Origin of the sequence: Pseudobutyrivibrio sp. 49 (assembly GCF_900100545.1) — a bacterium.
Taxonomy (GTDB): domain Bacteria; phylum Bacillota; class Clostridia; order Lachnospirales; family Lachnospiraceae; genus Pseudobutyrivibrio.
Genome location: NZ_FNDP01000004.1, coordinates 43372 through 68008, shown reverse-complemented (window position 1 = coordinate 68008; position 24637 = coordinate 43372). Strand labels below are relative to the sequence as shown.

Sequence of the window (24637 nt, the reverse complement as noted above, 5' to 3'; positions counted from 1 at the left end):
TTTTTAAATGGAGACTATAATTAAGAATAAGAATCAGGTACCAAAATTTTCTACAGAGCAAATTTATGTAAACAATGACGAGACCAAATACAATGAGGTTTATGACAAGGTGGACAAGACTATAGAGCAGCTTCAATTGAGCAAGAAGGATTCCTTACACATGAAGTTACTTTTCGAAGAGTCCATTGGAATGGTAAAGGCTATTACAGGCGATTTTACCGCTATCGTATGGGTGGAAGAGTATGAGGGCGAAAACTGGCTTCGACTTGTTGGAAAGACAAATATGGATATCGACAAAAAGACAGATTTAATATCGGTATCATCCTCTGGAGAAAACGCTCTTGCTGTTGGTTTTATGGGTAAGATAAGAGATTTCGTTGAGACGGGATTACTTAACTATGATGGAGTTATGAAGCTACAGCAAAAATATAGCGGATATGGAATGGGAATTTCAGGTTCGTATTTGGATACCGCCATTGCATCAAATCCTCATGCTTTTACAGGATTTATGTGGACAATGGATGATTATAAGAAATCCCTTAAGGAGGGAAATGGTGAACCTGAGACTACAGCATATTGGGATGAGCTTGAAAAGTCTATCGTAGCAAGCATTGCAAAGGATGTTGTAGTTGGTGTGGAAAAGAATCAGATTGAAATGGCTTTTATCATGGAAATTTAGAAATAAGCGATTTATGAAAAAAATGTGAAACAATCACAATTTATTGAGTATAAAATGTTGTTAGAGTATAATAATTTCAAAATATTAGGCCAAGAATCAAGGTTTTATTGGTATACGAGGAGGAGTATAAGAATATGTTAAATATTAAGGATGAAAAAAATGGTGGAGATTTGATTGTGGAGCTTGAGGGAAGATTAGACACAACCACCTCTCCTCAATTAGAAGAAAAGATTAACGCTGTAATAGATGGTGTTTCAAAGCTTACTTTTGATTTGAAAAATTTGGAATATATTTCAAGTGCAGGCCTTAGAGTTCTTTTATCAGCTCAGAAAATTATGAACAAGCAGGGCCGTATGGTTGTTAACAATCCTACCGAAGAGGTTCAGGAAATTTTCGAGGTTACTGGTTTTTCAGATATTTTTACAATTCAGTAAGATATGTATGAGGGGTGGTTTTTCTACCCCTTATTTTTTGAGGAAGGGTGTAATGTATTATGGGAAAAAGCTTTATTGATAAGAAATTTTATGATGCAATTCTGAATTTTGATGATAGTGATGAGGCACAGGATTATTTCTATACATACATGGAGTCTGCCACTGGTAAGGTTGCCAAGGATGGTCATGAGGAAACAGTGAGGGATAAGATACTTCGTATATACGCAACTCTGTTTTGCGAGGACACAGCTATGAAAAATGCACCTTATGCAGACGTGGATGATGTAGCTGACACAGCAGACCGTCTCTACATTGGTAGCGTAGGCTATGACAGTGAACACTGGTACAGGATGAAGCATCATTTCCCTGTAATTGATGATGATAATTTTGACAGATTTGCGGCCCTGGTTATAGCTGACATGAACATGGGGCCACTTCATGATGCGGCTATGAATGATGGAGATACACTGGTGGTAGGAGAGGCAGATCCTCTTCATATGACAGCCGAGCAGCGTAAGAATCAGAAAACAAAATCAATATCAATAATGTAGGGGAGGGTGCAATATGAATATATTGGCAGTAGATGATGAGCGCACTTCCCTTGATAAACTTACCAAGCTTGTTAAAAAGGTGAAGCCAGACGCTAATATTTTTGCTTATGACAGTTCACTTTCAGCATTAGCTAAAGCGAGAGAAGAGGAAATTGATGTGGCTTTTCTTGATGTGAATATGCCTGAGCTTTCTGGAATTGAACTTGGTAAATATTTGGTGGAGCTTAATCCATACACTAATATTATATTTTACACTGAGCATAAGGAATTTGCATATGAAGCCATGCAGCTTCATGCCAGTGGATACATCTACAAACCAGAGGCTGATAAAAGAGTGCAAAAGGAGCTGGATTCTCTCAGATATCCAGAACTTAGAAAGAAGTATAAGAGAGTATTCGCTCAGACTTTTGGAAACTTTGAGCTTTTTGTGGATGGGGAGCCGGTAACATTTAAATACAATAGAACAAAAGAGATTGTTGCTATTCTGATAAACAATCGCGGGGCTCAAACTACTAATGGAGAATTGATTGCTTCATTGTGGGAAGATGATGGTGATCCGGATAAGAAGCTTTCTTACCTGTGTAATCTTAGACAGGATTTACAGAATACATTTAAGAAGCTGAAGCTGGATGGAGTTATTATCAAGCAGCGAGGCAGCATGGCAATCGCTAAGGATAAAATCGAGTGTGATTTATTTGACTGGCTTGATAAAAAGAAGGACTCAAAATATCAGTATCTCGGTGATTATATGAATCAGTATAGCTGGCCAGAATTCTATCACGCTGAGCTTGATGAGATTAGCTATGCTTTGTATGAGGATGAGGATGCTGTATAAAAATGACTACTACTTAAGGGACGGAAGACATCCGCCCCTTATTTGTTTTTACACGAACTGTGGATAAATAAACAAAGTGTGACAGTTGTGTGATATTATTAATAGTATAATTTGATTCATCAAAGGGGTTTGCGGTTTTTATGAGGGATTTTTACAGGTAGAATATTTATGAAAAGGACTTTTGAGTGCGAGGCAACAATTGAAAACCTGGAAAAGGTAATGGGGTTTGTGGAAGGTGAGCTTGAGGCATTGGAGTGTGATATGGCTCGCATTATGCAGATTTCTCTTGCAGTAGAGGAGGTTTATGTCAATATTGCTCATTATGCTTACAGCAAGCTTGATGAGGAAGGTAAGACTATTCCCGATACCGGGACAGGTCCTATGGAATTAGACCTAGAGGCTGATGAAGGTCAGGTTTTTCTCACTTTTAAGGATGAGGGATTGCCATATAATCCCTTGGAAAGAGAAGATCCCGATACAACACTGTCGGTGGAGGACAGGGAAATCGGAGGTCTTGGAATCTTTATGGTGAAAAAGAGTATGGATGAGGTTTCTTATCGCCATAAAGAAGGAAAAAATATACTTACATTGATGAAGCGCATATAAGGGGAATCAGGGGAGAATGAGAAAAATACTTAAGATAAGAAAGTTTGGTATACATGCCAAAGCACTTGCAGGTATTATTATATTCACATTGCTTGCAATCATCGCAATGTGCATTAGCGGTTCGCTTATTTTTAACAGATCAGTACAAAAACTATATAACGAGCGTGGTTATGTGGTCGCAAATATCATATTAAAGCAGATTGATCACGATAAGATTGCAGAATATTCCAAGACCTGGTATGAGGACGATTACTATCAGGAAATGGTGGAATACCTTAAATATATTCAGGAGGTATCAGATGCCGCCTATATTTATATAGGTGTCCCATATGAGGATAAAACAATAAAGTATATATATGATTCTGGAAGCAATATGGGGTTCCGGGATCCTATTGCTGCGCCTTTTGATGAATTATGGGAGGCCTATACAAAGGGAGTGCAGCCTAAAAGCTATCTGGTACGACATTCTCAGTATGGATATCTTACATCAAGTTGTCTTCCTGTAAAGGACAGCAAAGGAAATGTTGTGGCACTTTTATTTGTAGACACCTATATGAGAGTAGTCCAGTCGACACTTCAAAGATTTATTATAAACATGATAATTATTGCACTGATACTTTTGGGCGCATTTTGTCTTTTGAACTGGCATTACATGAATTCTTATATCATCGACCCACTGATGGTTTTAAGAAGAAATATTAAATGGTTTGCTGAGAATACCACCACGGATGATTCATTAAATTATATTAAAACAGGTGATGAGTTAGAGGAGCTGGCAAAATCTGTTCAAAGCATGGAGCAGAGTATTGTTGAATACATTGACAATATCGAAACTATCACCGCAGAAAAAGAGCGTATCAGTGCAGAGCTAAATGTAGCCACAAAGATTCAGGCTGATATGCTTCCTAGAAAGTTCCCTCCATTTCCGGAGAGGAAAGAATTTGACATCTACGCGACAATGACTCCAGCTAAAGAAGTTGGTGGAGATTTTTATGATTTCTTTTTAATTGATGATGATCATCTGGCACTTGTAATGGCGGACGTTTCAGGAAAGGGAGTGCCAGCAGCCCTTTTCATGGTAAACGCTAAGACTCTTATTAAATATAGAGCATTGATGGATAGAAACTTTTCACCATCAGCTATTTTATATGATGTAAACAATCAGCTGTGCGAAGGAAATGATATGGATTTGTTTATCACAGTGTGGCTGGGCATCATTCAAATCTCCACTGGCAAGATTGTTGCAGCTAATGCAGGTCACGAGCATCCTGCAATCAAAAGAAAAGATGGCCAGTTTGAGCTGGATGTTTATAAGCATTCACCAGCAGTTGCCACAATGGATGGAATAACGTTTAGAGAACATGAATTCCAGCTTAATCCTGGTGATAGCCTATTCGTATATACGGATGGTGTTCCAGAGGCTGCTAATGAGTACAATAGGCTCTATGGTACAAACCGAATGCTGAAGGCTCTTAATAAAAATCCTAAAGCGGATGCAAAAGAGTTACTTGAAACAGTGAAGCGTGATATTGATGGCTTTGTGGAGGATTCTCCTCAGTTTGATGATATTACTATGCTTTGCTTCAAATATTTTTAGAGTTTAATGAAAAAAAGGTAATGGGGAGGCTTGAACTTGAAAAATATTTCGCAGAAGATAAAAGAATATGATTGGTGTGGATGGCTATTTATACTTATCGGAATAGCCATTAATGTTTTGCTTGCGTTTATTTGTTCAATTCTTGGATTGCCTCTTTTTCTAGATACAATAGGTACCATACTTGTTTCATGTATGGGTGGACTTTTGCCAGGAATCTTCACGGCACTTCTTACTAACGCCCTTTGCACTATCTATAACGGGGTTTCCATGTATTTTGCCATTATTAATATTTTTATTGCCATACTTGCAGCAGTCTACGAGTGGAAGTATGCCAATCGCAGTTTCATATATAAGATTCTTTTTGTTCTTTCAGCAGGATTAATGAGTGGAGGCGTTGGTGCATATATTCAGTGGCATTTGTTTCTCGCACCACAAAATCCTTTTATAGCAAATTCTATTGAAGGTTTGATTTCGGCTACAGGTTTCTCTAAAGCCACAACCTTTTTTATTACTAATACAGTTGTTAATATTTTTGATAAGGGTATTTCCATTGGACTTGCCCTAAATATCCAGCATTTTATTCCGGAGAAAATCAAACAAAAGATAAGTATAAGTAGTTGGAAGCAGACGCCACTGACGGAAGATGAGCTTGTTGCTATGAGACAGTGGGGGAAGGCAACAGATTTTTCCATGAGAACCAGACTTGCCCTGCTACTTTTTGGTGTGTCTATTTTGGTTATTGCAATGATGTCAATAATAGAGCTTCGCCTATATTATAAAAAGGATGTGAATGAGAAGGCTGAGATTGCAACATCTGCAGCTACCTTTGCGGCATCCATTGTGGATCCGGAAAAGATAGATGAATATATAACCTATGGTGAGACTTACCCAGGCTATAAAGAAACGGAAGACATTTTATATAAAATTCGAGAGAATGCAGTAGGTGTAGCATATCTTTATCTAGTTAAGATTGAGGGTGAGGATATGGTCTTCATATTTGATCTTGATGCAAGTAGTGATTACGAAGGCTATGGCTATGATGGGGACGCAGAAGGAATTAAGCCAGGAGAGAGAATTCGTTTAGACGAAGAATTCTTATGCTATGTTGATGATTTCCATGAAGGAAAAGTAATCCCACCTACTGAATCAGATAACAGCTGGAGCTGGATTATGACAGCTTTTATACCTGTGTTTGATTCGGAGGGGAATTGTGTATGTTATGCAGGTGCCGATGTTTCCATGTCTTATGTAGCGGAATATGTATTTGACTTTATGTGGCGAATTCTTCTCATTATGGCATCTATTGTTATTGCTATTCTTGGATATGGTATTTGGTCTACTGGTACCTATCTGGTCTATCCAATAAGTAGTATAGGTCTTGGAGTAGAAAGCTTTGTAAAGGCTGGAGACAATCAGGTGGAGATAGACAATGCAGTGCGAAGACTTCGTAAGATAAATATTCATACTAACGATGAGATAGAGAAGCTTTATCATTCTATATGCAACATGGCTCTTAATCAGGCTGAACAGATTCGAAGCATCCGTAATTTTAATGAGAACACTGCAAAGATGCAGGATGGTCTGATTATTACCATGGCAGATTTGGTTGAAAATCGTGATGTAAACAGTGGTTCTCATATTCAAAAAACCGCTGCTTATGTGAAGATTATTGCTGAGGGATTAGAGGAAAAGGGCTATTATCCAGGTAAAGTAACACCGAAGTTTATCTCAGATGTTGTTCGAAGTGCACCTTTACATGATATAGGAAAAATTAATGTTCCAGATTCTATTTTGAATAAGGAAGGGGTTCTAACACCAGAGGAAGAGGAGATAAAAAGAACTCATACTATTGCTGGAAAGAAGATTATGGAAAATGCCATTACAACGGTAGCAGGTGAGAACTACCTGAAGGAGGCAAGAAACATGGCTGCCTATCATCATGAAAATTGGGATGGAACAGGATACCCAGAAGGACTTCATGGTGAAGTTATTCCTCTTTCTGCCAGAATAATGGCGGTGGCAGACACCTTTGATGTAATCACTTCCTCCAAAGTAAAAGGTGTACAGTATTCAGTTGAAGAAGGCATCGAATATATTAAGAAAAATGCCGGAACTAAATTTGATCCTAAGTGTGTGGAGGCTTTTGTAGATTCACTTCCTGAAATACGAGTCGTTTATAGAAAGTATAACAAGAATCATGGTTAATGCCATTCCATAAGGAGACTGTTTTGAAGAAGATAAAACTTATAGCATTACTTGGTCTTATCAGTTTAATCGGACTGAATTTCAAGCTTTACGCTGAAGAAACAGAAGAAGAAAATATTTATCAGGTATATGGCGGAGGTTACGCTGTAACAGAGCAGATACCAGGAGTGGGCTATTCATCAAAGCTTTATGATTCCTCCAACGGTTTGCCTACCTCTGATTCTATGTGTATTTTAGGGGAGTCTGACGGTCATGTGTGGATAGGTGGTTATAGTGGTGTAACGACTTATGACGGAACTAATTTTCAACGCCTCAGCACGGATGAAGGGCTTACTAGTGCCAGAGGAATGCTTGAGGATAGCAAGGGCAGGATATGGGTTGGTACAAATGATAATGGCGTTGTTGTTATAGAAGGAGAAAAGAGAACTCAACTTACATATTTAGATGGACTTCCATCCTCTTCAATAAGATATTTTGTAGAGGATTTTAAAGGGAATATTTTTGTCGGAACAACTGCAGGAGTGTGCTACGTAAATACGGATATGGAAGTATGCCTGCTGGAGGATAAACGCCTTAATGAGGAGCGTGTCTTAAAGCTTGATATTGACAGTGAGGGACGTATTTACGGACAGACCTCGAGCGGAATAATTTTTGCAATTGATAATTGCCAGATTACAGAATTATATAGAAGTGAAGATTTGGGGCTTGATCAGATCACCACAATAATGGCAGATCCTAATGTACCAGGTCATGTTTATTTAGGTACAACTGGCGAGTATGTTTATTATGGAAAGTTTGGGGACAAGCTAAATAGATTTAAGAAAATAGATGTACATCCTGTTACGAATATTCATTGGATTAATTATGATTGTGGCAGAGTATGGATTTCATCTACTAATAAGATTGGCTACCTGGATGAAAACTTTCAGTTTGTATTACTTGATGTAGATATTGAAAGCGGCATAGAGATGTTAACCTCTGATTATCAGGGAAACATCTGGATTTCTTCTTCTACACTGGGTGCTGTTAAAGTCGTTGCTAACAACTACGTGAATCTTTGTGAAAAGGCAGGACTTAATCATGTGGTTACTAACGCTACCTGTGATTATGATGGATATCTTTATCTGGGCACAGATCAGGGAATACAGATTCTTGGAAAAGATGGTGTAGTGACAGAGCATCCTTTAATGGATTACATAGAGGATGCAAGAGTTCGTTGTATAAAGGAAGATGACAAGGGGAATCTTTGGGTAGCCACTTATACAAAAAGTAAGGGACTTGTCTGCATGGACAAGGATGGTAATATCACAAGATATACCACGCAAAATGGATTGCCAAATAATCAGGTGCGTTGTATCGCGTTTGCGAAGGACGGCAGTACACTTGTTGGAACTAATGATGGTTTAACAATTATAAGAGATGGTCAGGTCGTAGAAAATTATGGGGAAAAGCAGGGAATAAAAAATCCTGTATTTCTCTGTGTTGAGGAGATGGAGGATGGCTTTGTATGGTGCGGTTCTGATGGAGACGGAATTTATGCCATCAAGGGAAAAATTGTAAAGCACATAAGCAGAGAAGATGGTCTTACCAGTGATGTAATAATGAAAATAAAAAGGGATGATGCTCATGGCGTCACTTGGTTAATCACCTCCAATTCAATTCAGCTTGTAAAGGATGAGACTATCAGCTCTATTACATCATTTCCTTACAATAATAACTATGATATCTATTTTGATGATCATGGTAATGCTTGGATATTATCCTCTTATGGAGTGTTCTCCGTAAATGCGGAGGATATGCTTAAGGATAAAATAACAGAATATAGACTTGATACTGTTGAAAATGGTTTGCCATTTGCTCTTACCAGTAATCTTTATTGCGATAGTGATGATGAGGGAAATCTTTATATCCCAGGAAGAGATGGCACAATTAAGGTTAATTTCAACAATTATTATACGGCTTTTGGAAAATTTAAAATGATGATTGGTTCAGTTTACTGTGGAGATGAATTAATCAAGCCAGATGACAAGGGCTTATATACTATACCTGCATCAACTGGACGTATTCAGATTAATCCATCTGTAATGGACTATACAACACTGAATCCAACTATAAAAATGTTTCTTGAGGGAGCCAGTGATGAAGGTGTAACTATCCAGAAAAGTAAAATGTCTTCTTTGGAATATACATCTCTTCCATATGGAGATTACACCTTACATTTACAAGTTATAGATCCAACTACAGAGACAGTACTTCAGGATGAAACCTTCAGTATAAAGAAGTCTCCAAGACTTGGAGAACTATGGGCCTTTAGAATATTTATTCTGGCATTAATTGCCATAGCTACAGCTGTTATTGTATGGCGAGTAATGGGTACTACAATTATTCGTCGTCAGTATATAGAAATCAGCAAGGCAAAGGAGGAGGCTGAGAGAGCCAACTTATCAAAATCCCGCTTCCTTGCCAACATGTCCCATGAAATCAGAACTCCTATCAATACAATCATGGGAATGAACGAGATGGTTATGCGTGAAGACGCAAGAGGTGTTCCAAAGGATTATTTCATGTCTATGATGAATTATGCCTTTGATATTAGAAATGCCACAGAGTCTCTTCTTGGACTTATCAATGACCTTCTTGATATTTCTAAGATTGAATCGGGTAAGATGCATCTTGTGGAGCAGGAGTATGATGTTCAGGATATGCTTCGTTCCATTGTTTCAATGATTCGTGTTCGAAGTATTGAAAAGGAGCTTACCTTTGATGTTGTTGTGGATGAGATAATGCCTAAGCGTCTGTATGGAGATATGGGAAAGATTAAGCAAATCGTCCTTAATCTTCTTACCAATGCTGTGAAGTATACGGAAAAGGGTGGTTTTATTTTAAATGTTTCTATGGACGCCCGTGAAAATGAGGTATGTTCACTTCGTATTTCCGTTAAGGATACAGGTATCGGTGTTAAGGATGAGGATATGGAACGACTCTTCACAGCCTACGAACGTCTTGACGAAGAACGAAATGTGGCAATCCAAGGAACAGGCCTTGGCCTTGATATCTCTAGAAGATTTGCTGAGCTGATGAGTGGACAGCTTTGGTGTGAAAGTACTTATGGCGAAGGCTCAGAGTTTATACTGACTTTGAATCAGAAGATTGTAGATGCAACACCAATCGGCTTGTTCCTCGAACATGAGGATACAGGTGCTAAGGGACCTTATGTGCCACAGTTTATTGCACCGGACGCAGATATTCTTGTTGTGGATGACAACCCTATGAACCTTAATGTTATCAAGGGACTTCTTAAAGCTACAAGAGTATTTGTAACTACATCAACAAGTGGTGAGGATGCCATCGATAAAATCAGGGTAAATCACTTTGATATTATCCTTTTAGACCATATGATGCCAGGTATGGATGGAATAGAAACCTTGGAGAAGATTCGTGAGTTTGAGCCAGAGGTGCCAGTTTACGCACTTACTGCCAATTCCACAGCAGGAGAGGATTTCTATGTTTCAAAGGGCTTCAATGGTTATTTGGCAAAGCCTGTTGAACCTGAAATTTTGGAGAAGACAATTCTTCGTCATCTTCCAGAATCAATGGTAGAGAAGTTTACAAGAGATGAAACAGTAGAGGAGCTTAAAGAACTTCCTGAAAACATGTTATGGATTAATAGTGTGGAGGGAATCTCTGTCGATGACGGTATTAAGAATTCAGGTGGAATTGAAAGCTTTATTTTCGCTCTTGATTTGTTCCTTGATACCATCGATTCCAATACAAGGGTAATTACTGATGCATACGAGGAAGGTAACGTCAGACTATACACTATTAAGATTCATGCGTTAAAGAGTTCATGTCGAATCATAGGCGCCTTGGAGCTTTCGAATCTTGCAGCTCAGCTTGAGGATGCGGGAAATAGAAATGATGTGGAGTTTATTGATGCTAATAATGCCGCCTTCATAGAACAGTACAATGAATTTAAGGATAAGCTAAAAGCTATCAATGGAGTAATGGCAGATGATGATGGAAAAGAACCTGTGCCAGAGGATATGCTAAGTGATGCATATAATGCTCTTGCTGAGGTGATTCCACAGATGGATTTTGATGCTGTATCGATGATTCTGGATGGACTTATGGAATACAAGCTTCCAGAAGAGGATGCTATTCGTATTTACGATTTGTCAAAAATGCTTAAAGTTTTCGACTGGGATGCCATGGAAGAATGGCTTGAGAACAAATAATAAATGTGGGGGATAACCTATGTTTGATCTATTTCGAGCTTATCAATTGGATATTATGTTTGCACTAAGCGCAGCCTGCCTGTGCTTTGTTCTGATGCTTTTGATTACAAGATTTTTGGATAAGCGAACCAAGTTCATTCTTATTTTTATGGAGCTTGTAGCGGCCTTTTTGCTTTTCTTTGACAGATTAGCATATATTTACTCAGGAGATACAAGCGCCATGGGCTTCATAATGGTTAGAGTAAGCAATTTCTTTGTTTTTTTCTTAACACCATGTATTGTCTATGGATTTAATTTGTATCTTAAGGATTTATTGGTAAAAAGCAGAAAGCTAGAGAGAATCCCAGTGAGAATTACCATTGTAAGTATTCTAGCTATACTTGAAATGATTCTTGTTGTGTTCTCTCAGATTACAGGCTTGTTTTATTACTTTGATGAGAATAATTTGTATCACAGGGGACCTGGTTTTCTTATTTGCTACATTATTCCAGTTGTCTGCCCAATTATTCAGTATACAGTTATCCAACAATATAGACATATTATGAGTAAATGGATATACGGAGCAATGGTTGCCTACATTTTTGTTCCTATTGTAATAGCTATTGTTCAGGTGTTTGCATACGGAATATCTATTGTAAATATGTCAATGGCCATGGTTTCAATTTTCCTATACATATTTACCTATCTTGATATAAACGAGACAGTATTGAATGCACATAATCATGAGATGAAGATTTTGGAAGAAGAGAAGAAGAGTGCCAAGCGTCTTTTCGACCAGACTGCCACAGCATTTATGGCAGCAGTCGAACAAAGAGATGAGTACTCAGTTGGTCACGCTGCTCGTGTTTCAAGACTTGCCAGAGAAATAGCTGTGATGATGGGAAAATCGGAGGAAGAGTGTGATGAGATTTATTATGCAGCTCTTCTTCATAATGTTGGTTTGGTAAGTATACCTGATGAGGTGTTGGAACAAAAGGAAAAGCTTACTGATGAGGAGCGAAAAATAATTGAGCGAGTTCCAGTGCTCAGTAGTGATATTCTTTCAAGTATTAAAGAATATCCTTATTTACAGGAGGCGGCTCTTTACAGCCATGAGAGATATGATGGAAGTGGTTATCCTCTGAAGTTAAAGGGGAATACCATTCCAGAAATCGCAAGAATAGTGGGTGTGGCTGATGCTTATGATGCCATGACCTCTAGAAGAAGCTATAGAGGTCCACTTCCACTTCAGACCATTCGAGAGGAATTCATTAAGCAGGCAGGGATAAAATTTGATCCGGAAATATCTGCCCTTATGGTTCGAATTCTTGATATGGAGAACAACTATGACATCAAGGATATTCCGTCTTTGATAGAGAAAGAGCTGGAATGTGGAGCCTATCGTGATGCCACTACTGTAGGAATTCCGATGATTCAGGAATTTACTAAAATTAGCTTTAAGGTGAAGAAAAATGAAATGCGCTCTGGCGGATTCAGTGAGCCTGCTGTTTTGCTTTTTGATGCTTTTGATGGTTATGTTCATGAAAACAAAAAGGCAATTGATGCATATCATTATCTGGAATATGGAGAGGTATGGTTTGATGGAAAGGCTATTACCACTGCAGCCAAGAATCTTCATGTTCAGTCGCTAACAGAGACAGATATAAATGAAGTGGAGGGCAACTATGAGATAATTGCTGCCAAATACGAGGATCATATAAAGCTGGAGCTCTTCAGTCCAAAAGGAAAGGTTGATGTCATAGTGGCCTTGCCTGATCGTTCGAAGGCGGCTTATATTGCTCTTACTGGAGAAGGCTGCCGTTTATACGATATAAAGGTGGATATCAGCAATGAGAAGATAAGAGAAGTGGATATTCCAAAGATTGTGGAGACTGAAAGCTATATAAATCGAATGGAATCCGATTTGGCAAATGTACAGATTGATCAGTATCGTTCTTCTTCTACAAAGGGAGTGCTACTGGAGGATAAGATGAAGCTTGATTTCCATACAATGAGTCTTCCTTCTGCCAGTCTTGTATGGCACTGCCCATATATTGTTCTCTATTCCTCAGATGACAAGAAGGTAAATGGAGAAAATTACAGAGAATTTGCATTAATCAAAATAAATGGGGAGATTTCTTCTGATGAGGCTGTTGCTGAAAACAAGTTTTCAATGAAGAAGAAGGAGACTTTCCCAGGCTGGGATGTATGGAAGGAGCAAAATAAGGTGGGGATGGAGTGTTCAATCTCCTTTGTTAGAAAGGGAAACAACATCAGTCTTTCTACTGAAAACATGGGAATCACAATTGAGAATGTAACCACCATTAAAGATGGAACAAAGGATGTGTATGTAACAATCAGTGGAGACCAGGTTGCTCTTACAGATATAAGAATTAGCTAAAAAATTATCATAATTGTATCGAAAATAGATGATTATTTGGTCAATTATTGGTATATTGTATATATATTAATCGTTTTAGGAGTGAAAATGGACGTAGGATTAGTTGATATTTCTGTTCCACAGGAACTTATAGGTTTATCTGAGATAGCTGGTATATCTATCTCTGATGGCTTGCACTATTGTGGTAGCTTAAGAGATTTTGAAAAGTTCCTGGATTCATTTTATGAGGATATTGATTTTAAATCTGCGGACATTGAGAATTCCTATAAGAATGGGGATATTCCATATTTTACTATTAAGGTTCATGCACTAAAGACCTCAGCCAGAATCATTGGGGCGAAGGAATTAGGAGAGCTTGCCTATGAATTGGAGGCGGCAGGTAAGTCTGGAAATCTGGCTGTTATAGACGAGAATGTTTATAATTTATTGAATCAATACAGAAGTTATAAGGTTATTTTGAATAGATATGTTCAGGAGAAGCAGAGAAGGAAGGCTATTAAGAAGCCGATTTCAAAGGAAGAGCTAGGGGAAGCCTTCGATGCTTTAAGAGAGATTGTACCTACCTGCGACATTGATGCTGTTGAGATGATATTGGAGGAGCTGAGTCTCTATCAGTTACCTGAAAGCAATCAGCGCATTGTTGATGAGGTAAATCGTCTTTTGCATCAGTATGACTGGGATGGATTAGAGACTCTCTTGTGTATTAAGGCCGCAGTATAAATATCCTTTTTGGAGGGTGTAATGGGACATATATTGATACTTGGAGAAAAGGAATCATTTATAATCAGGGTTTTACTTAAGAAAATGGCAGATGCTAATATAGAAGCTGTTTTCACTACAATGGATTTAAACAAGATACATGCACAGTGGGCAGACGCATCCTTGGTCACTTTTTATATGGAAAAGGATGAGGTGTTGCCTGAAGATATAAAGACATTTTTAGTTGATAATCTTGAAAATGATAATAAGAAAATAATTTTAATAGGAGAGCCTGTAGATACAGCGGAGATAGCTGCAGGATTTCCAGGTCACTTGATTTACGGGACTTTGCCAAGGCCACTTGATTACGATGACTATATAGCAATGGTCAATAAGTACGCTAGCCAGGCATCCACAGGTGACTTAAAGAAAAAGATTCTTATTGTGGATGATGATCCAAATTACATGAGCCTGGTTCGTGAGTGGATGGTGGACGATTACAAGGTGTCAATGGTTACCTCAGGAATGCGAGCCATAAAGTGGCTTGCTTCCAATAAGGTAGACATGATTTTGTTGGATTATGAAATGCCAGTTACTAATGGTCCACAGGTTCTTGAAATGCTAAGGGCAGAGGAAGAGACAAAGGATATTCCAGTAATTTTCCTTACTGGAAATGACAGCAAGGAAAGTGTAATGTCAGTGGTGGGCTTGAAACCACAGGGATATTTTTTAAAGACCATGCCTAAGGATGAGTTTTTAAATAAGATAAAAGTCTTCTTTATGCAGGAAGCAGAATAATAAAGTAGATAATAAGGGAGAATGCGACTACACAGGCGTATTCTCTCTTTTTTTATTGTTGCGTTTGTGTGTGTGACACTAGTGTGATATTGCAAGTGATAGTATGTGCATGTAAACAAGAGAACAACAATAAAAGAATAAAAATCATTTTAAAGGAGAAGGAAAGATGACAAAGTTTAATCCAGTAATGAAAAAAGCAGTTACACTTGGAATGGCTCTTACAATGGTAATGGGCATGGTTGGCTGTGGACAGTCAGCATATGTTGACACTTTCAAGTCAGCTAAGATTGATGATGAAGAAGTTGCAATGTCAGCAGTTACATATTTCACAAAGGGTGTATATGTAAATTATGCTGCTGAGGCTGAGAATCCTGATAAGACATATTTCTATGTATTCTATGGGGATGGTTCAGGAAGCATTGATGATGGTGTTACAGGAACACAGATGTATTTTGAATACGAAGTTGGCTACGATGATGTAACCTTCCATATTGGAAGCGTAGATCCAATCGATGATGTATTTACAGTTAAGGAATTTAAAGATGGCAAAGTTGTCGGATCATTTTCTGATGGCCTCGAGCTTGTATTTGAGCAAGTTGAGGATGCAGATGCTGATACCTTCAACGCTGTTAATTACGTAAATGGTAAGAATGGTGATGACTTTGTATACACTGATGCAAATGGTTGGCAGGTAAAGTATAACCCAGATGTTATTCAGGTAAATCAGGCTGGCCCAATAACAACCTTCGTATATACAGGAGACTGTGCTGGAACATGCATGATTACAGCTACTTATACAGTTGATAATAAGGGTAAGGAAGCAATAAAGGCAATTGGTGATGCTTGGGGAAGCGATACAAATTACAGTGAGAGTATCTTTCCTGGAACAGAGGATGTAACCAGCTACTATGCTGCTATGCCAGTTAGTGATGATTCTAATTCTGGACTTCATTGTTCAGCACTTGGCAGAGATTACATGGATGGAGCATTAACCTTTGAGTTTACAGTAACTAATAGTGGTGATGATGCAATTGATATTCCAGTATCTGATGCACTTTCAGCAATTATTGATTCAATTGAGTTTGATCAGAAATAATTAATGTTATTAACTTTGAATGTTTTGGAGCAGTTCTTATTGGACTGCTCCTTTTCTTATGGTATACTCTTTAGCATAGTAAAGTGATAGGTATTCCAGTAGAGAATACATATCTTTAGGGTGAGGGATAAATAATGGAAATCAAACAGCTAAAATACTTTGTTGTGTCTGCTGATGTGGGTTCATTTAGTGAGGCGGCAAAGATTTTGTTTACAACGCAATCAAGCGTTAGCAAGGTTATTCTTTCTTTGGAGAAGGAGTTGGAATACCCATTGTTTAAGAGAGTAAGTAAGGGAATTGTTCTTACTGAAAAGGGCAGAGCTTTTTATCAGAAGGCCAGTCATCTCGTTATGGATTTTGACAGACTCGAATCAGAAAGTGCCAATGCTCAGAAGAATGTGGTTAGAATTGGAATGAATCATAGTTCATGGCTTTCAAATTGTTTTTCTGAGTTTTATGAACAGCATAAAAAGGATGATTTGTGCTTCTATATACACGCAGACAGTACACAGTCTCTTATCGAGAGAGTTCGTCTTTCCGATGATGAGCTTAGCTTTATCTACGTATTTCCGGATTCAAAGTCTCAGGTGGAATATTTGATAAAGAAGTATAATTTGCGATTTGTTACCTTGAAGACCATGAATGGTATGGTTTATTTCGAACCAGAAGACAAGGCCTATGCAAGGAAAAAGCACTCAAAGGTGCTTAGCGGACTTAAGTTTATCCAGTCTGAGAATGATGCATATCTTCGATATGGTAAATGGCAGACAGCTGATGGGGATGATATCGATATAAGTAAGGACATATCCGTAATTACGAATAGTGATTATGTTATGCACAATATGTTAGAGAAGAATCATCTGGCAAATCTTAGTGCTGAGTCTTTCATAAATTATGAGAGTGAGTATATTCCAGGCATTGAGCTGTTCAATGAGGGAGGACAGATTGAGTTTGGATATTTAATTAATAAGGAATACACACCTGGCCCAGTGGCCGTAGAGTTTTTGGATTATGTAAGACATGCAATTGAGGAGTAATGTTAATGACTAGAAACGAATTTAGACAGTTACTTGAAACGAGAACAGTGTTTATTGATGGTGCCACAGGTACTGAGCTTCAGAAGAGAGGAATGGCAGCTGGTGTATGTCCAGAAAAATGGATTCTTGATAATCCATGGGCTATTCAGGAGGTACAGAAGGCATATTATGATGCAGGCTCAGATATCGTGCTTGCACCTACCTTTACAGGTACAAGAATTAAGCTTGATGAGTACGGTATGGCAGAGGATTTGGTTAATATCAACCGTAATCTGGTGAGACTTACCCGTGAAATTTGTCCTGAAGGAAAGTTTGTGGCGGCTGATATTTCAATGACAGGTAAACAGCTTTATCCTCTTGGAGATTTAATGTTTGAGGATTTAGTGGATTGCTACAAGGAACAGGTTCGTGCCATTTTGGAAGAAGGCGTGGATTTATTTGTTGTTGAGACTATGATGAGTCTTCAGGAGTGCCGTGCAGCAGTTCTTGCCATTAAAGAGACCTGTGATTTACCAATTATCGTTTCACTTACCTATAATCCAGATGGAAAGACACTTTATGGAACATCACCCGATACAGCTACAATCGTGCTTCAGTCTATGGGAGTTGACTGTATTGGAATGAATTGCAGTACTGGTCCTGATGCTATGCTGGAGTTGGTGCAGCAGATTGCACCAGTTGCTACAGTTCCAATTATGTGTAAGCCTAATGCTGGTCTTCCCGAACTTGAAAATGGAAAGACAGTTTATAAAATGGGACCAGTAGAATTTACTGATGCCTGTGAGAAATTATACGAAGCTGGAGCCTCACTTTTTGGTGGTTGCTGTGGTTCTACTCCGGAGCATATTCGAGAGTTGGTTTCACGTCTTAAGGATAAGGCACCACATAAGGTTGTTGATAAGTCGCTTCGTGTGGTTACCTCAGAGCGTATGAATACATGGATTGATTTGGATGGTCCATTTATGTTAATCGGTGAGCGAATCAATCCAACAGGAAAGAAAAAATTCCAGGAAAGCTTGCGCAATGGCTCACTTTCTATGGTAGTGGATTTTGCCAGAGAGCAGGAGGAACGCGGCGCAAATATCCTTGATGTAAATATGGGTATGAACGGTATCGATGAAAAACAGATGATGCTTGATAGTATCTATGAGGTTACTTCATCCGTTGATTTGCCTCTCTGTATTGATACCAGCCACGTGGACGTTATGGAGGCAGCACTTCGTATATATCCAGGTCGCGCCCTTATTAATTCCATCTCTGCAGAACAGGAGAAGATGGAACCAATGCTGAAGCTTGCAAAGAAGTACGGAGCAATGTTTATCACGCTTCCTCTTTCTGGCGCTGGTCTTCCAAAAGATATGGATGAGAAAAAGCAGCATATCAATACAGTTTTAAATAAGGCCGTGGAGCTTGGACTTAAGAAGGAAGATGCTGTGGTAGATGTGTTGGTTCAGACAGTTGGTGCTGAAGGAACAGCAGGCTTACAGTGTTTTGAAACAATTGATTATTGTAAATACGAATTAGGACTTCCAACTGTATGTGGTCTTTCGAATATTTCCTTTGGTATGCCTAATCGTCAATTCGTAAATACGACTTATCTTACTATCGCTGTCAGTCGTGGACTTACCATGGCTATCGCAAATCCGAATCAGGAAATGCTGATGTATTGCGCAGCGGCAGCAGATACTTTGATGAATAAGCCAGGAGCTTTAGAGAAATATTCTGCTCTTCCAGTTGTGGAAGCAAAGGCTGCAGCGGCAGCACCTGCTGGTGGTACCGGTGCTAGTGCAGGAGGTGGACTTACTGTTGCATCAGCCTGCGAGGGCTTATCCGTTATCGCCCAGTGCGTTGTTAAAGGTAAAAAAGAACAGATTGTTGAAGAAGTAAACAAAGCCATTGCTGACGGAGTTGATCCACAGGTTATTATCGAGGAGCATCTTATAAAGGGTATCAATGTGGTAGGTGAGCTCTATGATAAGAAGAAATATTTCCTTCCTCAGCTTATTGCTGGAGCTAATGCAATGGAGACTGGAATGAAATTAATCGAGCCACTTCTTGCAAGTGCATCTGGCGAGCCAAAGGCTACTGTAGTTATCGCGACAGTAGAGGGAGACATTCATGACATAGGAAAGAATCTTTGCGCCCTTATGCTTAAGAATTACGGATACAACGTAATTGATATGGGCAAGGATATTCCTGCTACTGATATTGTAGATAAGGCAATGGAGCTGAATGCTGAAATTATAGGACTTTCAGCACTGATGACTACAACAATGATGAAGATGGCAGATGTTGTTATCGAAGCTAAAAATAAAGGCTGTCAGTCTAAGATTATCATCGGAGGCGCCTGCATTACAGAATCTTTCAAGGATGAAATTGGTGCAGATGGTTATTCCGAGGATGCGGCAGGTTGTGTAAAGCTTGTTCGTGAACTAGTGGGCTAGTAGAGAATTAACGGGACTTTCGGGTCCCGTTTTTTTATGTGATATTAAGTGTGACAGTAGTGTGATAAGGGGTTTTTTGTTAGAATATTTATAAAACAAAATTAAGGGAGATAGTGTTTTGAGAATGACTAAGAAAAAGAAGATTTTAAAAATTGTTGTAGGTGTTTTGCTGGCGCTGGTTTTACTGGTGATTGTAGGCTGGGGCGTATTCTGTTCATATGTTTATGATAGTAATCTTAATGTGCGCTGCGATACAAAAGAGGAAAACATGCTACATGTGGAAAATTATGATGGGCTCAGCTGTAAAGAGTATTCCTTCACATCTAACAAGGGGCAGAAGCTAGCTGGTTATTTATATTCTGCAGGTGATGAACAACGAGGAATTGTTATAATCGCACATGGTTATGGCGGTGGTCATAATTCTTATATGGATGTTGCAAATTATTTTGCTCAAAATGGTTACTACGTATTTGCGTATGATGCAACAGGCTGTGATAAAAGCGAGGGAGATGGAATAGGAGCAGCTCCACAGGGTGTAGTGGATTTAGAGCATGCCATTTCTTTTGTTGAAGATAATGAGGAAATACCTGATCTTCCAATAGTGCTTTGGGGACACAGCTGGGGTGGATATAGTTCCTGCAATGTCTTGACATATCATCCAGAGGTGAAGGCTGTTATTGAATGCGCTGGCTTTAATAAATCTTCGGATATGTTCGAATCCTTTGGTAGACGAACAGCTGGCGAGGTTATCGATTACATGATGCCATTTATCAAGCTCCATGAGTTGATTCATTACGGAAAATATGCGAGAAATACTGCATTGGATGGCTTTGCTGCTTCAGATGCTCATGTAATGGTAGTTCATAGCACAGATGATGACGTGATTGGTATGGAATATAGTTATGATGTGTTCTATGAGAATCACAAGGATGACCCAAATTTCGTTTTTGTTAAATTTGAGACCCGAGGTCATAATCATTTATATGATGATCCAGCAAAGAAGGATTTAGACCGTCGAAATGGAGAAAATAGACTGGATCAGGAAATGTTTAAAGATTTCGTGGAATTTTATGATGAGGCTATAGGGGAGTAGATTTTAATGTCGGCTTATGTAGGTGTGTACCTACTGAATAGATGATTATGGGATGTAGTGGGCATGGTTTATGTAGATTTGTACCTACTGAATAGATAATTATGGAATGTAGTAGGCATGGGGCAAGTGAATGTGTACCTATTGAATAGGATGATATCTTAATTAATGGGTACGGTTTTTGTTTATATATACCTATCAAATCGGAATAGGTTTGATTTAGTAGGTACACATGCGCAAATAGTGTACCTATGATGTGAGTAAATATTAATTATAGTAGGTATAATAAGGATTGTTGGGGGATTATTTAAGGTGGTATGGCATGGGTGAAAACAAATCTAGTATAAAAAGAGTTGTGTGGAATTCCGCATTATGGATTATAGTTTTTGTATTGGGAATGAGTATTTTTACTTTCTATGATTTACCTATCGCAAAAGCTGTTTACAGATTTGATAGTTCCTATGCGAGATTTTTTGAAATAGTTGGTCTGCTTACTACGCCTATGGCAGGAATGTTTTTTGCAATCAGCAATTTTCTTACTATTAGAGTAGCCAAAAAGAGAGTAGTGTCCATCATATTGGGATGGCTTTCTTTGATTGTATTTGTGGGCTTTAATTTACTGTCTGTAGGTATGTTGAATAGTAGATAGCTGGGAGTAATCTTTATATTAGACATGCTTTTTATTCGTTTCTCAATGTGGGCAAATAGATATATATGCAGTTATGCTCAGGTGGTAGAGCTCAGAAAAGTAATGATGGTCGGACTTGTTGCCACACTTGTAGCTGTTTTAGGGCAAACTATTATCAAGTACGGCTTCAATAGACCACGATTTATCACTTTGACAGACCCTGATAGCCAGTTTACTTATTGGTATGTACATCATCCTATTGCACATGATTCGTCATTTCCATCAGGTCATGCAGCGCAATCGGCTCTTAGCTTTATTTTGGTTTATTTAAAGAAATTTGTTCCAAAACTTAGAAGTAAGAAGTGGGATGTAGCATTTTGGGTTCTTGCAATATTTATAACAGGCTCTACCATGATTTCACGTATGCTCTTAGGAGTACATTATGCGACGGATGTTTGGGCAGGATGCTTTTTAACATTGTTCACAATTTCGTTTACAAATTGGTATGTAGAGAAGACTTATAAGGTATAAATAAAGTTTGAGGGGAACCTTATAAAGTTTGACATTAACTTAAACCATTAAGTTGTGGTAATATATTTGGTATAAGAAATTTTTTAAGTATTATGGGGGAATAAAATGAGCAATATTGAATTAATCCACGGATCTTGTGCAGAGCAGGAGGTGGATGCAGTAGTTAATGCTGCAAACAAAGGCTTATGGGCCGGGGGAGGAATTTGTGGAGTTATTTTTTCAAAGGCGGGAATGAATGAGCTTACAGATGCCTGCGAAAAGATTGACACACCACTTAATGATGGAGATGCTGTAATCACACCATCCTTCAGACTTACAAATGCAAAGGCAATAATTCATGCTGTAGGTCCTAACTTTTCTGTTACACCTAAGGCTTATCAGGAATTATTCGATGCATACTACAATTCATTGATTACACTCAAGGAAAATGATTATCACAGTATTTCATTTCCACTTATCAGTTCTGGAATCTTCGGGGGGAATTTAGCACATCCAGCAGCGGAATCTGCCAAGCAGTGTTGCCGAGCATATGATAAATTTAATAAAGACTTCCCAGATTATTCAATTGATGTGAAGCTTTGCGCCTTCGGAAGAGGTGAACTAGCAGAAGCACAGATAGAGTACAATAATTTTTTCCGTGTAGAGGAAGAAGATTAATATATTTCAGCAAGGACGAGACCATGGACGAAAGACTTAAGAAGCAATTGGATTTTGCACTAGAAATTGACAAAGAGAAGAATATATTCAGGCAGACTCACCTGTCAGGCCATGGCCGCAATGAAAATGATGCTGAGCATGCATGGCATATGGCTATCATGGCATATCTTTTAAGAGAATACGCCAACGAAGAAGTGGATATTTCAAAGGTTATGCTTATGTGTCTGATTCATGATATTGTGGAGATAGAGGCTGGCGATACCTATGCTTATGACGAGGTCAATCTCCAGACCCAGAAGGCTAGGGAAGATGCAGCCAAGGAAAAGATTTACTCACTTCTTCCAGATGATCAGAAGGCTGAGCTTATAGCTCTTTTTGATGAATTCGAAGCCTATGAGACTTCAGAATCAAAGTTTGCCCATGCAATGGATAATTTGCAGCCATTGATGCTTAACAACAGCAATGGTGGAGAAGACTGGAGACAGCACGGTGTCACATCGGCACAGGTTCACGGCAGACAGGACAAAACAAAGCTTGGTTCTGAGAAGCTTTTCGAAGTAGTTAATGATATTATTCAAAGCAATATAGAAAAGGGGAATATCAAAGAATGAAAACTGCACTGATTACAGGAGCTACATCTGGTATCGGAAAGGAGTTTGCCATTCAGCTCGCAAACAGAGGCTACAGGCTTATCGTTACAGGACGTAGAGTAGAACGTCTTGAAGAGCTAAAGGAGATGGTTTCAGTACCAGTGGAAATCATCCCGGTGGATCTCAGCAAGAAAAAGGAATGCTTTAAACTTTTGGAGACACTTCAGGATGAGAATATCGATGTTTTCATTAACAACGCAGGCCTTGGCTTAGCGGGAGCTTTTATTCAGACAGATATTAAAAAAGAGCTTCAGATGCTCAAGGTTAATGATGTGGCCATGCATATTTTATTCAAGGGTATCCTTCAAAATATGCAGGAAGCAGGTTCAGGCCATATTTTAAATGTGGCATCATCAGCAGGTCTTCTGCCAGGTGGTCCTTATATGGCAGGCTACTATGCTTCAAAAGCCTATGTTGTCAGTCTCACCAGAGCAGTTGCGGTGGAGCTTAAAGAAATGGGCAGTGAGGTAAGGGTTAGTGCCCTTTGCCCAGGTCCAGTAGATACTGAGTTTAATGAGAATGCTGATGTAGTTTTCTCTCTAAAGGGAATCACACCTCAGCAGTGCGTTAAGGAAGCTTTAAAAGGAATGGATAGAAAGAAGCTGATTATTGTTCCTTCACTTAGAATGAAGTTAGCTACTACATTTTCACATCTTGTGCCATATCCGATTCTAGTTAAAATGACAGGTCACCAGCAAAAGAAAAAGCTTGGTTAAATGGGAGAATACATATGCGAATTCTAATTACAAATGACGACGGCATCGAGGCATCAGGCATTATCAGACTTGCCAGAGTAGCCAGAGAATTTGGAGAGGTTTGGGTTGTGGCTCCGGAGAGCCAGCGCAGTGCGGCAAGTCACAGCATCAGCCTTCACAGTGCTATTGATATATACCCATTTGAGGATTTTCCTATCGAAGGTGTTCATGCATATTCCTGCAGTGGCACACCGGGGGACTGTGTCAGGGTAGGAGGTCTTAATGTTATGCCTGAAAAGCCTGATGTGGTTCTTTCAGGAATCAATTTTGGTCTTAATGTAGCATCTGATATTCAGTATTCGGCCACAGCTGGCGCTGCCTTTGAGGCCACATTTCAGGGATATCATGCCATAGCCTTTTCCGAGGGCTGTCATTTTCAGGACGTCACTGATAAATATATTCGCGAAATCCTAAAAAGACTCTTAGACCAGCCATTAAAGCCTGGTCACATTCACAATGTTAACTTCCCGGATTGTCCTCTTTCAGACTGCAAGGGAATCCTTTACAACAGAACTGTTTCACAGGGAATGTTTTACAAGGACCACTACAACGTGGTAGAAGAACTGGACGATGGCGGTATCAGATATATGGTTGAGGGAGTCTACACTCCTGAAGCAGAAGAGGATTCGGATTATCACGCTGTCTTAAACAACTATGTTTCCGTTGGAGTTGTGAACAATATCGGATTCTAATAATATTCATAATTATGCCACACTTCTTTGCTAGAATT

21 protein-coding genes are annotated in these 24637 nt (G+C 38.9%); all 21 read left to right on the top strand.

Features of this window, described 5'->3' with window-relative positions; all coding sequences use genetic code 11:
• The first annotated feature begins 7 nt into the window (after window positions 1–7).
• The 21 genes from BLP54_RS05565 to surE all read left to right on the top strand — a co-directional run bounded on the left by BLP54_RS05565 (window position 8) and on the right by surE (window position 24599).
• On the top strand, window positions 8–679 hold the full coding sequence (locus BLP54_RS05565) for a hypothetical protein (RefSeq protein WP_090167613.1): 672 nt from the start codon (window positions 8–10) through the stop codon (window positions 677–679).
• Window positions 680–813: 134 nt separating this feature from the next.
• Window positions 814–1113, top strand: coding sequence for an STAS domain-containing protein (locus BLP54_RS05560; RefSeq protein WP_090167611.1), 300 nt, complete (start codon window positions 814–816; stop codon window positions 1111–1113).
• Window positions 1114–1172: 59 nt separating this feature from the next.
• Window positions 1173–1664: a hypothetical protein gene (locus tag BLP54_RS05555; RefSeq protein WP_090167609.1), complete on the top strand. Its 492-nt coding sequence runs from the start codon at window positions 1173–1175 to the stop codon at window positions 1662–1664.
• 13 nt (window positions 1665–1677) lie between these two features.
• Complete coding sequence (locus BLP54_RS05550; RefSeq protein ID WP_090167607.1) at window positions 1678–2499, top strand: response regulator; 822 nt, start codon at window positions 1678–1680, stop codon at window positions 2497–2499.
• A 168-nt stretch (window positions 2500–2667) separates the two neighbouring features.
• Window positions 2668–3105, top strand: coding sequence for an ATP-binding protein (locus BLP54_RS05545; protein WP_090167604.1), 438 nt, complete (start codon window positions 2668–2670; stop codon window positions 3103–3105).
• A 16-nt stretch (window positions 3106–3121) separates the two neighbouring features.
• Window positions 3122–4702 carry a PP2C family protein-serine/threonine phosphatase gene (locus BLP54_RS05540; protein ID WP_090167601.1) on the top strand — a complete coding sequence of 527 codons (1581 nt, stop codon included), beginning with the start codon at window positions 3122–3124 and terminating at the stop codon, window positions 4700–4702.
• 36 nt (window positions 4703–4738) lie between these two features.
• The gene (locus BLP54_RS05535) at window positions 4739–6907 is read left to right on the top strand and encodes an HD-GYP domain-containing protein (RefSeq protein ID WP_090167599.1); all 2169 of its coding nucleotides are present in this window, start codon (window positions 4739–4741) and stop codon (window positions 6905–6907) included.
• A 23-nt stretch (window positions 6908–6930) separates the two neighbouring features.
• Window positions 6931–11142 carry a hybrid sensor histidine kinase/response regulator gene (locus BLP54_RS05530; protein WP_176754481.1) on the top strand — a complete coding sequence of 1404 codons (4212 nt, stop codon included), beginning with the start codon at window positions 6931–6933 and terminating at the stop codon, window positions 11140–11142.
• A gap of 19 nt (window positions 11143–11161) precedes the next feature.
• Window positions 11162–13522: an HD domain-containing phosphohydrolase gene (locus BLP54_RS05525; protein WP_090167596.1), complete on the top strand. Its 2361-nt coding sequence runs from the start codon at window positions 11162–11164 to the stop codon at window positions 13520–13522.
• 87 nt (window positions 13523–13609) lie between these two features.
• Window positions 13610–14242: an Hpt domain-containing protein gene (locus BLP54_RS05520; RefSeq protein WP_090167594.1), complete on the top strand. Its 633-nt coding sequence runs from the start codon at window positions 13610–13612 to the stop codon at window positions 14240–14242.
• A 21-nt stretch (window positions 14243–14263) separates the two neighbouring features.
• Window positions 14264–15019 carry a response regulator gene (locus tag BLP54_RS05515; protein ID WP_090167592.1) on the top strand — a complete coding sequence of 252 codons (756 nt, stop codon included), beginning with the start codon at window positions 14264–14266 and terminating at the stop codon, window positions 15017–15019.
• A 166-nt stretch (window positions 15020–15185) separates the two neighbouring features.
• Window positions 15186–16115, top strand: a complete 930-nt coding sequence (locus BLP54_RS05510; protein WP_090167590.1) for a hypothetical protein — start codon at window positions 15186–15188, stop codon at window positions 16113–16115.
• Between the two features lie 134 nt (window positions 16116–16249).
• A complete protein-coding gene (locus BLP54_RS05505) occupies window positions 16250–17152 on the top strand; it encodes a LysR family transcriptional regulator (protein WP_090167587.1) in 903 nt (300 codons plus the stop codon).
• Between the two features lie 5 nt (window positions 17153–17157).
• Complete coding sequence (locus BLP54_RS05500) at window positions 17158–19596, top strand: homocysteine S-methyltransferase family protein (RefSeq protein WP_090167585.1); 2439 nt, start codon at window positions 17158–17160, stop codon at window positions 19594–19596.
• A gap of 124 nt (window positions 19597–19720) precedes the next feature.
• Complete coding sequence (locus tag BLP54_RS05495) at window positions 19721–20689, top strand: alpha/beta hydrolase (RefSeq protein ID WP_090167582.1); 969 nt, start codon at window positions 19721–19723, stop codon at window positions 20687–20689.
• 319 nt (window positions 20690–21008) lie between these two features.
• Complete coding sequence (locus BLP54_RS05490) at window positions 21009–21335, top strand: hypothetical protein (protein ID WP_090167580.1); 327 nt, start codon at window positions 21009–21011, stop codon at window positions 21333–21335.
• Between the two features lie 24 nt (window positions 21336–21359).
• Window positions 21360–21845, top strand: a complete 486-nt coding sequence (locus tag BLP54_RS05485) for a phosphatase PAP2 family protein (RefSeq protein ID WP_090167578.1) — start codon at window positions 21360–21362, stop codon at window positions 21843–21845.
• 105 nt (window positions 21846–21950) lie between these two features.
• Window positions 21951–22502 carry a macro domain-containing protein gene (locus BLP54_RS05480; protein WP_090167576.1) on the top strand — a complete coding sequence of 184 codons (552 nt, stop codon included), beginning with the start codon at window positions 21951–21953 and terminating at the stop codon, window positions 22500–22502.
• Window positions 22503–22525: 23 nt separating this feature from the next.
• A complete protein-coding gene (locus tag BLP54_RS05475; protein WP_090167574.1) occupies window positions 22526–23113 on the top strand; it encodes an HD domain-containing protein in 588 nt (195 codons plus the stop codon).
• Window positions 23110–23868: an SDR family NAD(P)-dependent oxidoreductase gene (locus tag BLP54_RS05470; RefSeq protein WP_090167572.1), complete on the top strand. Its 759-nt coding sequence runs from the start codon at window positions 23110–23112 to the stop codon at window positions 23866–23868. Before BLP54_RS05475 ends, BLP54_RS05470 begins: the two co-directional genes overlap by 4 nt.
• Window positions 23869–23882: 14 nt before the next feature.
• Complete coding sequence (gene surE, locus BLP54_RS05465; RefSeq protein WP_090167571.1) at window positions 23883–24599, top strand: 5'/3'-nucleotidase SurE; 717 nt, start codon at window positions 23883–23885, stop codon at window positions 24597–24599.
• Window positions 24600–24637: the final 38 nt, after the last annotated feature.

Coding starts and splice junctions, on each gene's coding strand:
- BLP54_RS05480 (WP_090167576.1), top strand. CDS start 21,951: ATGAGCAATATTGAATTAATCCACGGATCTTGTGCAGAGCAGGAGGTG.
- BLP54_RS05520 (WP_090167594.1), top strand. CDS start 13,610: ATGGACGTAGGATTAGTTGATATTTCTGTTCCACAGGAACTTATAGGT.
- surE (WP_090167571.1), top strand. CDS start 23,883: ATGCGAATTCTAATTACAAATGACGACGGCATCGAGGCATCAGGCATT.
- BLP54_RS05565 (WP_090167613.1), top strand. CDS start 8: ATGGAGACTATAATTAAGAATAAGAATCAGGTACCAAAATTTTCTACA.
- BLP54_RS05485 (WP_090167578.1), top strand. CDS start 21,360: ATGCTTTTTATTCGTTTCTCAATGTGGGCAAATAGATATATATGCAGT.
- BLP54_RS05490 (WP_090167580.1), top strand. CDS start 21,009: ATGGGTGAAAACAAATCTAGTATAAAAAGAGTTGTGTGGAATTCCGCA.
- BLP54_RS05500 (WP_090167585.1), top strand. CDS start 17,158: ATGACTAGAAACGAATTTAGACAGTTACTTGAAACGAGAACAGTGTTT.
- BLP54_RS05515 (WP_090167592.1), top strand. CDS start 14,264: ATGGGACATATATTGATACTTGGAGAAAAGGAATCATTTATAATCAGG.
- BLP54_RS05525 (WP_090167596.1), top strand. CDS start 11,162: ATGTTTGATCTATTTCGAGCTTATCAATTGGATATTATGTTTGCACTA.
- BLP54_RS05505 (WP_090167587.1), top strand. CDS start 16,250: ATGGAAATCAAACAGCTAAAATACTTTGTTGTGTCTGCTGATGTGGGT.
- BLP54_RS05495 (WP_090167582.1), top strand. CDS start 19,721: ATGACTAAGAAAAAGAAGATTTTAAAAATTGTTGTAGGTGTTTTGCTG.
- BLP54_RS05560 (WP_090167611.1), top strand. CDS start 814: ATGTTAAATATTAAGGATGAAAAAAATGGTGGAGATTTGATTGTGGAG.
- BLP54_RS05540 (WP_090167601.1), top strand. CDS start 3,122: ATGAGAAAAATACTTAAGATAAGAAAGTTTGGTATACATGCCAAAGCA.
- BLP54_RS05550 (WP_090167607.1), top strand. CDS start 1,678: ATGAATATATTGGCAGTAGATGATGAGCGCACTTCCCTTGATAAACTT.
- BLP54_RS05545 (WP_090167604.1), top strand. CDS start 2,668: ATGAAAAGGACTTTTGAGTGCGAGGCAACAATTGAAAACCTGGAAAAG.
- BLP54_RS05475 (WP_090167574.1), top strand. CDS start 22,526: ATGGACGAAAGACTTAAGAAGCAATTGGATTTTGCACTAGAAATTGAC.
- BLP54_RS05510 (WP_090167590.1), top strand. CDS start 15,186: ATGACAAAGTTTAATCCAGTAATGAAAAAAGCAGTTACACTTGGAATG.
- BLP54_RS05555 (WP_090167609.1), top strand. CDS start 1,173: ATGGGAAAAAGCTTTATTGATAAGAAATTTTATGATGCAATTCTGAAT.
- BLP54_RS05470 (WP_090167572.1), top strand. CDS start 23,110: ATGAAAACTGCACTGATTACAGGAGCTACATCTGGTATCGGAAAGGAG.